The sequence below is a fragment of the Pseudobutyrivibrio sp. genome (genome assembly GCF_017471675.1).
In the GTDB taxonomy this organism is placed as follows: domain Bacteria; phylum Bacillota; class Clostridia; order Lachnospirales; family Lachnospiraceae; genus Pseudobutyrivibrio.
Map to the genome: position 1 here is coordinate 17,184 of NZ_JAFUSK010000029.1, position 11,963 is coordinate 29,146.

At 38.0% G+C, this 11,963-nt stretch carries 11 protein-coding genes; all 11 read right to left on the reverse strand.

Going from position 1 to position 11,963, the window contains the following annotated elements; all coding sequences use genetic code 11:
* Positions 1-255 precede the first annotated feature (255 nt).
* The 11 genes from IJ535_RS05075 to IJ535_RS05125 all read right to left on the reverse strand — a co-directional run bounded on the left by IJ535_RS05075 (position 256) and on the right by IJ535_RS05125 (position 11,264).
* A complete protein-coding gene (locus tag IJ535_RS05075; RefSeq protein ID WP_294299633.1) occupies positions 256-1,161 on the reverse strand; it encodes a LysR family transcriptional regulator in 906 nt (301 codons plus the stop codon).
* A gap of 16 nt (positions 1,162-1,177) precedes the next feature.
* Positions 1,178-1,939, reverse strand: coding sequence for a class I SAM-dependent methyltransferase (locus IJ535_RS05080; protein WP_294299636.1), 762 nt, complete (start codon positions 1,937-1,939; stop codon positions 1,178-1,180).
* Between the two features lie 8 nt (positions 1,940-1,947).
* On the reverse strand, positions 1,948-2,733 hold the full coding sequence (locus IJ535_RS05085; protein WP_294299640.1) for a class I SAM-dependent methyltransferase: 786 nt from the start codon (positions 2,731-2,733) through the stop codon (positions 1,948-1,950).
* Positions 2,734-2,847: 114 nt separating this feature from the next.
* The gene (locus IJ535_RS05090; RefSeq protein ID WP_294299643.1) at positions 2,848-4,425 is read right to left on the reverse strand and encodes an ABC transporter substrate-binding protein; all 1,578 of its coding nucleotides are present in this window, start codon (positions 4,423-4,425) and stop codon (positions 2,848-2,850) included.
* Between the two features lie 40 nt (positions 4,426-4,465).
* Positions 4,466-5,230 carry an ABC transporter ATP-binding protein gene (locus IJ535_RS05095; protein ID WP_294299646.1) on the reverse strand — a complete coding sequence of 255 codons (765 nt, stop codon included), beginning with the start codon at positions 5,228-5,230 and terminating at the stop codon, positions 4,466-4,468.
* Between the two features lie 4 nt (positions 5,231-5,234).
* On the reverse strand, positions 5,235-6,011 hold the full coding sequence (locus tag IJ535_RS05100; RefSeq protein WP_330619500.1) for an ABC transporter ATP-binding protein: 777 nt from the start codon (positions 6,009-6,011) through the stop codon (positions 5,235-5,237).
* Entirely contained in the window at positions 6,011-6,868 is an 858-nt protein-coding gene (gene nikC / locus IJ535_RS05105; protein ID WP_294299648.1) for a nickel transporter permease, read from the reverse strand. Before nikC ends, IJ535_RS05100 begins: the two co-directional genes overlap by 1 nt.
* Positions 6,868-7,803, reverse strand: coding sequence for an ABC transporter permease (locus IJ535_RS05110; protein WP_294299650.1), 936 nt, complete (start codon positions 7,801-7,803; stop codon positions 6,868-6,870). Before IJ535_RS05110 ends, nikC begins: the two co-directional genes overlap by 1 nt.
* Before the next feature lie 165 nt (positions 7,804-7,968).
* Complete coding sequence (locus IJ535_RS05115) at positions 7,969-8,469, reverse strand: hypothetical protein (protein WP_294290708.1); 501 nt, start codon at positions 8,467-8,469, stop codon at positions 7,969-7,971.
* Between the two features lie 22 nt (positions 8,470-8,491).
* Positions 8,492-9,520 carry an Mbeg1-like protein gene (locus IJ535_RS05120; RefSeq protein ID WP_294299652.1) on the reverse strand — a complete coding sequence of 343 codons (1,029 nt, stop codon included), beginning with the start codon at positions 9,518-9,520 and terminating at the stop codon, positions 8,492-8,494.
* A 151-nt stretch (positions 9,521-9,671) separates the two neighbouring features.
* Complete coding sequence (locus IJ535_RS05125) at positions 9,672-11,264, reverse strand: cellulase family glycosylhydrolase (RefSeq protein ID WP_294299654.1); 1,593 nt, start codon at positions 11,262-11,264, stop codon at positions 9,672-9,674.
* Positions 11,265-11,963: the final 699 nt, after the last annotated feature.

Genomic DNA, 11,963 nt, shown 5'->3' on the forward strand with positions numbered 1-11,963 from the left:
TAATATTAAAAAAGCCAGCGGATAACGCTGGCTGAAAATTCGGGGAGTGCGACCAAAGTTACCCTTGGTCGCTGAGTTATGAAAAATTTGGTATTAGCTTTTCGCTAGTACGTCATAAACTATAACATGATTATTTGAATAACGCAATACTTTTTTCACATTTTTTTCACAAAAATTGTTTTTTCTTGTTTTCGTTCGGTTTCGTATTAGCCTAGTATTTATAGGACTTTAGCGCGATGAATTAAAGAAGCGTTTCTATTTACGCCTCAGTTGGTCACAAATATAGTCGATAAATTCATTCACAATTGGACTAATTTTTACACTGTCATTTGTAAGGATTCCAAACTGGATTTCCCCTTCATTGCTTTTCAACCTAAGGCCTGGTCTGACACCTGTATCATAGCTATTAAAGCTATCTGCACTTAGATTTGCTAACGAATTCTTTTCCAAAAATGCATGCATAACATAATCACTATTGGTGATAACTGCAATATCATCCTTTATTGTGACATTTTCCCCATCCTCTGTATGCCATAAACCATTTCTAAAATATTCATCCTGCTCAGATTGGATGAACTTCATGTTGTGAATGTTATCTACGGATTTTTCAAGCTTGCCTACCGTGTCATCCGGTTGAAAGTAAACCATGCCATCTACAGATTTAAGCTTTTCAAAGGTAAGCTGATATTTTTTAAGCTCATATTCAAACTGAAGCCTTGTTTCCGGGAAAACATAGACAAATCCAACTTCATCCTCCATAAGACGTATTCTGTTTACAATATTAGAGGTGGTGTCTGCATGAAAAGAATAGCACACATCCTCATCCTTATGAAGCTCGTAAAACTTGGAAAAACAATTGGCCATCCATGAACTGTGGTTGGCACTGATTTTAACCATATTTTTCTGATGCTTAATGCTATCAGTTTCTAGAGACGTAAAATCCAATACCAACTTGCTGGCTCTATTATGAAATCGTTTCCCCTCAGATGTGAGAGCTATTCCCTTGCCCTCTCTTTTAAATAGTTGATATCCAAGCTCGCTTTCTAAAGATGCAATAACCTTGCTTACACTGGATTGTGTTGTATAAAGTACTTTGGCAGCCTCGCTAAATGAGCCTACATCTGCTGCAACAACAAAATACTTTAGCTGTTTTATCTCCATAATCACCCCTTAGCTGTTATTTAACAGCTCTTATACTAAACATCTTATCTGGAATATAAAATTCATCCCGTTCCACAAAGATGCGTTCCCCAAAGGTTTTATCTATTATAATATTTTTAAAGCCTATTTCTTCTAATATATGAACATCCCATTCAGGTCTATCCAAGGTACTGATTGTAAGCATATGATAGATGTCATGACATTCATCTGCCAATTCCTTTGACACATTCTTGTGTGCAATGTTTTCCGGGCTGGTAAGATTGTGAGCGCCCTTTGCGTATTCTGCATCAAAATTAATAAGCACTCCGCCGCATTTAAGCACACGATACCAATCCTTGTATGCATCAATTGGATGTGGCAAAGTCCATGTAAGATTACGAGTGATAACTACATCAAAACTTTCGTCACTAAAAGCTGTGTTTTCAGCGTCACCAACTACTGCTTTTACACGACTTTCATCTAATCCGTATATACGAATCATCTCGTTTGCCTTTGTAATCATTTCCTCGGTAAGGTCTATACCTGTAACTGTATTTCCCTCTCTACCTAAGAGTACTTCAAAATATCCTGTTCCACAACCTAAATCTAATATATTAAGCTTTTCTTTCTTTGGAAGAAGTTCTTTTATTTCTGCTAACCACTTAGATGACTTTTCACTTTCTATTTCATCATGTCTTAGCTCAAAAAAGCTATCTGCTCTTTTAGTCCAATAGCTTTCAACCTTGTCTTTAATATCTCCTGCTTCTTCTTCAAATGCGATATGATGTAACTCGCCCATTATTTATACTACCCTTTCACTACTTTTACCAAAAACATTGGTGTAGAGCAGTAATTAATCTTTTCCTTTTCGGAATATAAAATACTGCCTATATCTAAAACGCTACTGACCTCACCAGCATGTATGCTATTAAGATATTCCATGTCCCATGCAGGTCTTAACTTATGTGTCAGCGGCATATCCAAAGCAATCTGTTCCATTGTATCAAAATTTTCCCCAATATTATAGTCCCCAAGGCTAGACAATTTGACGTTTTCGCGGTCCTTTTCGTATTCAGCCCTCTTGTTTTCATCAATTAAATAAGTGTACCAATTTGCATCAAAAACAAGCATCAAACCGCCCGGCTTAAGAACTCTAAGCCAGCTGTCATAAGCCTTATCAGGATGCGGCAGGTTCCATGTAAGATTCCTTGAAAATACCACATCAAATCTATCTGCCTCAAATGGAAGCTTCATTGCATCCCCCTGAACAAAAGTAATCCTATCAGCTAAGCCTGCTGCATTTAATTTTGCTTCTTCTATCATAGACTGGGCAAAATCAAATGCTGTCACATTATAGCCTTCCTCTGCAAGAATGATGGATATAAATCCAGGACCTGCACCAACATCTAAAATGCTGATTTCAGAAGGCTGCGTACCAGGATATCTTTCACTAATCTGCTTACAAAGATATTCCTTCCAGTTCTGATGCTGAATACCCTCTAATTCTTCCTTATTAACCTCAGAATAACCTGGTGCACGGTTAAGCCAGTATTCTTTATTTATTGATTCAAGATTTTCCTTATTTATTGACATTTACTTGTCCTATAACTTCCCTCTTTTTTGCCCTAATACATTATCACAAATAGCCCCGTAATAAAAGGGCTAAGCACTTTATTGTGTCTTAGCCCTTTAGATGTGAATTAAATATTAGTTAATATCAAGATCAACAGTTACCTCATAGTAATCACATGCATGAGCTGTCCAATTTGAAACATTGGACTTAGAAATCATGTTCATCTGAAGGAATGAACAGAATACGTATGCATTATCATCTAAGATTTTCTGCTGAAGCTTAATTGCAAGCTCTGCTCTCTTGTCTGGGTCGAACTCTGTTGAAAGCTGGTTGATTAAATCTGTTACCTCAGCATTATCATAAGCACCAAAGTTGTAATCCATACCAGGTACACAGCTTGTTGTAAAGAAGTACTGTGGGTCACCAGATGGTGCTGTAACAAGTGCAGATGCGTAAATATCAAAGGATGACATATCTGCAAGGAAGTCACGTCTGTTTGCTGTACAGTTAATATCTACATCCATACCGATTTCCTTAAGTGTAGACTGAACTGATTCTGCAAGAAGTGGAAGCTCCTGACGGCTAGGGTATGTAAGCCAACGAATAACAAGCTTCTTGCCATCCTTTTCACGTATTCCATCACCATCTGTATCTACCCAACCAGCATCCTCTAAGATTTTCTTAGCTTCATCTGGGTTATATGTTTCTGTTTTGATGTTCTCTCCACCAAATTTGCTGAATCCATCTGGAAATGCGCCGTTACCTACTACACCATGTCCATCAAGAAGTGTTGTAACGAAGCCTTCCTTATCAATGCCCATAGCGATTGCCTTACGTACCGCATCATCCTTGATTACAGGGCTAGTCATATTCATAGAAGCAAAGAATGCTCTAGATGTCTGGATGCTAGAGAACTGGAAGTTATCGTTATCAAAATTTGGGTATGCCTCGTAAGCCATACCGTATGCAGCATCAATATCTCCTGAAAGAAGTGCTGCAGAAAGTGTATCACCATCAGAGATAGTTCTGATTGTAAGATTATCAAGCTTAGGTGTTCCATTCCAGTAATATTCGTTTGGAACCAGTGATAAATGATCATCAGTAACAAGCTCTGTAGCCTTGTATGGGCCAGTACCTGCAACAATACCATTTTCAAAATCAGATGCATCTACATCGATGATGCAGGCGTATGGATCACCAAGATAATTCATTAAAGCCGGATTACCTTCTGTTGTTGTAATAGTAAGGGTAAGACCGTCAGCTTCCATGCTTTCAATCTTTGTATCAAATGGTGCTCTATCGTGGTTCTCAAGAAGATGCTCGAAGCACTGCTTTACAGCCTCAGCATCCATATCTCTACCTGAAGAGAACTTAACGCCATCACGAAGTGTTATGGTCCAAACCTTGTCACCATCATTTTCCCAAGAAGTAGCAAGCCATGGCTCAAGCTCCATTGTATCTGTGTAGTGAACAAGTGTCTCGCCAACGCCATAACGGATGCATGGCCATCCATTGTATGTGACATGTGGGTTGATTGTCTCTTCCCAGTTTTCTGCGTTAAATGTTGTGTCACCAATTACCATGCTTTTTTCTACATTAGCAGTAACTTCTGCTTTTGCGCTAGAATCTGTAGATTCCTTCTTGCCACAAGCGGCAAACATGGTAAGAGTCATAGCACCAATAAGTGCAAGTGATAATAATCTCTTTCTCATTTTAATACTCCTCTTTTTATATATTTGAAACCCTTTAGGTCTACAAAACTGATTCAATTAATTTTTTAGTGTAGTCATTCTTTGGGCATTTAACTATTTCATCAGGACTGCCCTGTTCCACAATTACGCCTTCATGCATTACAATGACCCTGTCACAAAAATCCTGCACCAGGGCTAAGTCATGACAAATAAACAATATGGAAAGCTTTTTGCCATGATTCTTTCTAAGGTCATTTAAAAGCTCTATTATTTCCTTTTGGATTGTTACATCAAGTGATGATGTAGCTTCATCGCATATAAGTATAGATGGGCCTATTGCCAAGGCCCTTGCTATGGCAGCCCTCTGGCACTGTCCCCCGCTAACCTCATGGGGGTACCGCTTTATAAAGCTTTCATCCAATCCACATTGCCTTAGAACTTTTTCTGCAATTACATTTGCATCTTTTTTACTAAAGCCGTCATTCTTTAGGCTTTCTGTTATTCCATCCCCAAGGGTGCATCTAGGGTCAAAGGATTCTATTGGAGACTGGAAAACCATCTGCATTTTCTTGTATATGTTTCTAAGCTGCTTTCCTTTTATATGTGTAATATCTTCTCCATCAAGTATGATATTTCCCTCAGTAGGTTCTATCAGCCTTGAAATCATGTTTACTGTAGTACTTTTTCCACTACCGCTTTCACCGATGATGCCAAGGCATTCACCTTCATACAAACAAAAATCTATATTAGATACCGCAGTAAAATTCTGCTTATCTTTTCCTCTAAAAACCTTGGTAAGATTATTTACTTCTAATACTTTTTCCACACTCTCACCTCTTGAGCCTTGGCACGGCCGACATAAGCGTTTTAGTGTACTCCTCTTTAGGGGAATTCAGCACTTCATCCTTGGTACCATACTCTATTATCTGGCCATCCTTCATAACTATTACATTGTCTGCCATAGCACCTATTACACCGATGTTGTGAGACACAATAATCATAGATGTGCCAAACAGTTCTCTAACCTTTAGCATCTCATCAATCACCAGCCTTTGAATGGAAACATCCAGTGCTGATGTAGGCTCATCTGCCAAAAGAACCTTGGGATTCATAAGCATGGCTGCTGCAACTCCTACACGCTGCTGCATTCCCCCTGACAATTCAAAGGGATAGCTTTTGAGGATTCTTGAAACATTGTTAAATCCAATCTTTTCAAAAAGCTCTGTAGCTTTTACCTTAAAATCCTCTTTTGAAATCTTTTCGTGGGCACACATTGCCTCGTACAGCTGCTCTCCCACAGTTCTGATTAGGCAAAAGGACTGGCCTGAGTTCTGAAAAATCATGCCAATTTCAGGTCCGTTGATTTTCCTCATCTGCTTATGAGATAAGTCAGGAATATCCATTCCCTTAAACCAGATATCTCCTTTTGTAACAAGTCCACCTTTTCCAAGTAGATTCATGGCGGCTTTTATCACTGTGGATTTACCTGAGCCAGACTCTCCTACAATCCCTAAGATTTCTCCTTCATCCAGATTAAAATTTATATCTTTAACTACCGTATTTCCGTTATAAGAAATATCTACATTTTCATAGCGAAGTACACTCATCAGCCTCTAACCTCCCTATTCTTTGGATCTGCGTAATCGCGAATGGTATCCCCTAGAAGGTTAAAAATCATAACTGAAATAAAGATTGCAATACCAGGTGCAAGGGTTATCCATGGCACAATTGTAATAAGGCTTCTGGTATCGCTCATCATACTTCCCCACTCAGCTGTTGGTGGCTTTGCGCCAAGTCCAAGGAAGCTAAGTCCAGCCAGCTCCATCATCATAGTTCCAATATCAAGCATAGCTGTAACAAGGATTGGACCTATTATATTAGGAAGTATATGTTTGAATATAATCTTAACTGTAGAGCTTCCCGACAATTTGGCTGCTCTAAGATATACCGTTTCTTTCTGAGCCAATGTCTGGCTTCTTGCTATACGAGCGTACTTTGGCCAGGAAATAGCTGCAAGAGCAATGATGGCATTTTGCAATCCACCGCCTAATACACCTGCAACTGCAAGTGCAAAAACAAGACCAGGAAAAGCCAAAAACATATCTGAAATACGCATCAATATCACATCAATCCATTTACCAAACCAGCCGCAGATAACACCGATTGCTGTTCCAAATGCAGTGATTATAGCCACAAGAAGAAGTGTAGAATAAATGCTGGTTCTACTTCCGATGATTACACGGGAAAGCATATCTCTTCCGTATCTATCTGTACCCAACAAATGCTCCATAGATGGCGCTGCCTTGGCGTTTGATAAATCCTGAAGATATGGGTCGTATGGTGTAAGATGGCTGGAAAATATAGAACCAATCAAAAGCAATACTGCCAATGTCCCAAATATGATTAACCTGGTCTTTACTGTTGTTCTTTTTACTTTTTGTTTTCTGATTGTAGGTGTACTCATTATTCACTGACCCCCAATCTAATACGAGGATCAAGCAGATGATAAAGCAAATCTGTCACTAGATTAACCATTACATAGATAATGGCCATCCATACCACATAAGCCTGTATCATTGGATAATCACGCATTGTGATAGCATCCACAGCAAGCTTTCCTACCCCGTCCCACATAAAGATGCTTTCGATGATAGCTGTACCACCAAGCAAGCTTCCTATTGATAGAGCAAGCAATGTAATGATTGTAAGCATAGAGGCTTTGATAACACTCTTCCAAAGGATGACACTACTTCTAACACCTCTAGCTGTTGCTCCAAGGACGTAATCCTTGTTTAACTCCTCTAATACTGTAGCTCTAACCTGCCTCATGTATTTAGAAGACATGGCTATGGCCAGTGTAAGTGTTGGCATAATAGCACTTACTACACTAGTGCCATTTGAAATAACTGGCAGTACACCAAGCTTAATTGCTAGCAGCTGCATCAACAGCAACGCAATAAAAAAGTTAGGCATAGAATTACCAATAAAGCTAAAAAATCGAAGGAAATAATCAGTAAATCTGTCATGATGTACTGCCGCAAATATTCCTAATGGAATGGATATAATTATGGTGAGTAATACTGATAAAACAGTAAGAAGAATGGTTGCTGGTAGCTTAGAAATAAATGTATCAAATACATCTTTGCCTGAAACATAACTGGTTCCCATATCACCTGTAACCAGGCCACCAAGCCAGATAAAATACTGCTCTAAGAAAGGCTTATCTAATCCAAGCTCAGCCCTTTTTGCATTTATTATTTCAGCTGAAACAGCCCCCTTTTCAGCGTACATTTCTGTAATGGCATCGCTTCCTGCTATTCGCATCATTGCAAATGAAAGAAATGTTATTCCAATCAGGACTGGAATTAATTGTATTAATCTATTAATAACGTACTTCATTTATTATCCTCTAGACATAAAAATAGCTTTACAGAAACTATTCTCCATAAAGCTATTCCTCTCATAACCACTGTTATATTTTATGCACTTTTATATATTCAATCAACGATTCACTGCTAAATCACTTATTCAAATATAGAGTGTATATATTCCATATCAGAATACCTACATAAATCTTTCCATTACTTCTGTAGTGTGCATTGACAAAATTCCTGCACCAAAGGCTTCCATGATTTCTGTGTAGCTGTCATCGATAAACATTATCTCATCCATGTTATAACCATCACGCTCTGCTATCATCTTCATGATAAGCACCTTTTTATGACGGCTTTCTGTGGAGATAAGGTCACCATGATGCTCAAAAACTCCCGGATAGCACTCTCTTAATCGATTGTATTTTGAATTATATTCAAAAGAATTGCTGCACTCTGTCAGGCCGTAAATCTTAACGCCCTGATTAAAATGCAAATCATCAATAAGATTTTTTACACCTCTTGGAGCCTGGCATTTGATATATGCATTGTTATTGATGTTGTACTTAAGCCAGTCATTAGCATCCTCAAATCCTACTATTCTTTTGCCTGCTTCGTTGTACATCTTAAGACATAATAATGTGTTATCCACATCACCAAATAAAACCTTTATCTTTTTTAATTTTTCCTGCATTACCATATTACCTCACCTACTATTATTTCTTACTGTTAATGGTTTCTAAAGCCTTCTTGGACAATGCCTGTAATCCCTTTAATCCACTGCTTTTTAGCTCAGTCAAGGTCAGCGCCCCTGTAGCTTCAAAAATAGCAAACAGATTATCAACAAACTCATCCAGCTCCTTTGGAGACATTTTGGAAATATTCTCCTTTAGTGTGGTATCGATAAGCTTGGCTGTCTTGCTGACTTCCTTTGTGGTGACAAGCTTCTTTCCTTCTATGCACCAGGTAGCCAGGTTGTGCTGTGCAAGTGCTGTTGCCTTGCTTTTAACTACAATAAACTTGCCCACAGGCTCCATCAAAAGGCCAACTACTGTATCCTCTGGCACAATACTAACTAATCTTGGTGTCACATCCTTAATAGCTTTAGACTGGGCAACCTTTTTCATAAATCCCGGACCATCATTACTGTAGATATTCTTAACTCTGTCTCTTACAGCCTGATTGCATTTAGCCACTGCATATAATGCCAAATGTCCTCCCTTAGAATGACCACCAACTCTAAGCTTGCCACTACTATCCTTGGCTACTTCATTAAGATATTTTACAGCTTCCTTTTCAGCCTCTACCTCCGATGTAGCCAGCCTGAAATCTTCTTTCCAGCCAACAATAGAATCATCGGTGCCCCTATATGCTATGTAGCTGGTATCATCTGGAAGAACAAACTCCATGGCAGCAAACTGCAAAGTTTTCTTAACATCATTCTTACTAACGTAATTACGAACCTTGATGCTTTTGTATCTGCCAGTTTTTGAAATGGCCTTTAGGGTGATAGGTGCATCCTTTAAAATAGAACCATCTCTAAAGCTCTTCTTAGGAAATACCTTCTTGAAATAAATGTCCGTAATTTCCTGAAGGGTCATCTCTTTTTGGGAAGATGCGTTAAAAACTTCATCCATCTCCACATAGGATATACATGATAGCACCAGGTTATCTATCATGTTGAAACCATCCTGTGAAAAGGTTAAATCCCCTCTCCACTTTATATAATCTTCTAAAGTTCCCACTATATACCTCCCCTTATTTTTATGTTCATAACTCACCAATAATTATTCTACAACAATTTTTTCTATATGTGGGCGTAATAATTAAAGTGTCAATAAATTTTCACATTATGACGTTAAAAAGAGATAGGACAGCGCCTATCTCTTAATAGTTTTATTGTACTGTTACATCGATTGTCTTACCAATCTTGCCTGAGCCCTGAATACCAAAATCTACAGAAGCACCTGCCTCAATAGCAGCATTCCATGACATAGGCTTGATTACGTAATAATCACCATCTTCAGTAATATCTACGCACCAGCTGGAATCAATCTTAACATCCTTCTTGTTTACCTTTACTGTCCAATCGTTGACCTTTGCCTTGGAATCATTCTTTACTTTAATAATAACCTGATATCCTGTGCCCCAGTTGTTTATATTATATTCAACATTTAGTCCACTTTCAGCTGAAGGTGTAGGCTGTGGCTGAGGTGTTGGCTTTGGCTCTGGTTTTGGCTGTGGTTGTGGTTTTGGATCTGGTGTTGGCTGTGGAGTTGGTACCTGCTTTCCATTAATAGTTGCAGGTGTACCATCCACATGCTTCATAATCGCACTTATTATTTCAGGATCACACCACTTAAGTGAGTTTCTATCAATGTATCTATGGCACTCACCATCTGCACCTGATGGATTGTCATAAACATTATTATCCCAAAGAACCATAGCTACATTTCTGTACTGTGCTGCCTTGCCCCAATAATAGTCAGCCCACTTTACACGCTCTGATGTATTATTTCTATTTGTTGCACTTGTTTCACCAACGATAACTGGTGTTCCCTTTGATAAGAACTTTGAGTTTAAATCGTTAAATAGGCTGTCAATATCTCCCTTAATGTTGTTATCAAAAGTCTTTGTATATCCGCCGCTTGCCAAAGCAAATGTATAAGGAATATAAGCATGAACAGAAAGGATTAATCTATCATTTGCAGAATCCTTAGGCATTCTAAAGCCGTTTGTCATACATCCTTCAATTGACGCATCATAACCTGGTACCATGACACAGCGTGTAGCATTGTTACCACCTGTGGCACGGATTGCATTAAGAGCTACTTGATTGTAGTCATTGATACAAGCAACTGCTTCTCTTATGTCAGAGCTTGGATTATTTCTTGGGAACCACCATTCTTCGCCATGTCCTACAAGCCTTGGCTCATTCATTGTTTCAAATACCAGGTGATAATCGTAATCCTTGAACGCTTTACCAATCTGAGTCCAAACGCTCTTAAAATAAGCCTCTGAACGATTCTTGTTTGCATTGTTTGGAACGTAGAAACAATAATCGCTGTTGATATCATGATGTGTGTTAAGGATTACATACATGTTATTTGCAATACAATAATCTACTACTTCCTTAACTCGATTCATGAAGAAATCTGGAATCTGATAATTAGAACCTGTTGTATACTGCCCCCATGAAACGGGTATTCTGATTGTATTAAATCCTGCTTTTGCTACAGCATCTATTAATTCCTTAGTTACCTTTGGGTTACCCCAGTATGTTTCATTTGATGATCTATATGGGAAATTAGCCTTCTGTCCATAGGAATCTAAGCTGTTACCTATATTCCATCCTACTCTCATATCAGAGACAACTTCTGCAGCACTTTCATTTGTACCACTTGCAGCATGAACAGTATTCACTGGAACAGCTGCCATAACAATTATTAGTGTAAGGCAAAATGCCACTACTTTTTTTAATGTATGCATTACCATACTTCTCCCTTCTTTGTAGTAAGTAATGTCGCGACAATGGTATAATACATGCAGATATAGATTTTGTCAATATTTTGTAATATTTGTGTATTATTACACATGTGTATTCTTACGAGATTTTACGGGCGTTTTTTATTATTATATTGCAATTCTCACTAATATATATCGGCAGCTTTTGGATATAATGACACATTTTTGTAATATATTATAAGAAACTTATTGTTACTCTATTCCGGATATATGTGCATTATTTACAAAAATGTTTCGATTCTTTTTAGACTCTTCCGTTTTACGCGTCTGCTCTATTCTTCGATTTGAAAAAATTGGGGTGAAATGTAAGTGTTATTTGTTAGTTTACAAAATCCACTTATTACTCTTTGAAAAAAGTTAAGTGGATTTAGGCAGTTATCTGAGAAAGCTTACTATTTTCGACGTTGTTTAAGTGGTATATGCTGAATCTTCAATTACACTTACAAAATATATAAGTGTTTTTGTGCTTCCAACAAGAACCACTTATATCACCTCCGAAAAAGTGCGTTTATTTCAGTTTTTCTAGTCAAGTCCATATTTGTGTGTAAATTCATCTTTCAGTTAATATTGTATTCCTCAGGCCACTCTCATTTTTATGAGCTCCTTTTGTATTTTATTGAGGTTATCGTAGTACTCCTGCATGTCAAAAAGCCTCTGAGCTAC

What these genes read in the sequence shown, in the direction of transcription:
- IJ535_RS05075 (WP_294299633.1), bottom strand. Translation starts at nt 1,161, where the DNA reads ATGGAGATAAAACAGCTAAAGTATTTTGTTGTTGCAGCAGATGTAGGC.
- IJ535_RS05080 (WP_294299636.1), bottom strand. Translation starts at nt 1,939, where the DNA reads ATGGGCGAGTTACATCATATCGCATTTGAAGAAGAAGCAGGAGATATT.
- IJ535_RS05085 (WP_294299640.1), bottom strand. Translation starts at nt 2,733, where the DNA reads ATGTCAATAAATAAGGAAAATCTTGAATCAATAAATAAAGAATACTGG.
- IJ535_RS05090 (WP_294299643.1), bottom strand. Translation starts at nt 4,425, where the DNA reads ATGAGAAAGAGATTATTATCACTTGCACTTATTGGTGCTATGACTCTT.
- IJ535_RS05100 (WP_330619500.1), bottom strand. Translation starts at nt 6,011, where the DNA reads ATGAGTGTACTTCGCTATGAAAATGTAGATATTTCTTATAACGGAAAT.
- nikC (WP_294299648.1), bottom strand. Translation starts at nt 6,868, where the DNA reads ATGAGTACACCTACAATCAGAAAACAAAAAGTAAAAAGAACAACAGTA.
- IJ535_RS05110 (WP_294299650.1), bottom strand. Translation starts at nt 7,803, where the DNA reads ATGAAGTACGTTATTAATAGATTAATACAATTAATTCCAGTCCTGATT.
- IJ535_RS05115 (WP_294290708.1), bottom strand. Translation starts at nt 8,469, where the DNA reads ATGCAGGAAAAATTAAAAAAGATAAAGGTTTTATTTGGTGATGTGGAT.
- IJ535_RS05125 (WP_294299654.1), bottom strand. Translation starts at nt 11,264, where the DNA reads ATGCATACATTAAAAAAAGTAGTGGCATTTTGCCTTACACTAATAATT.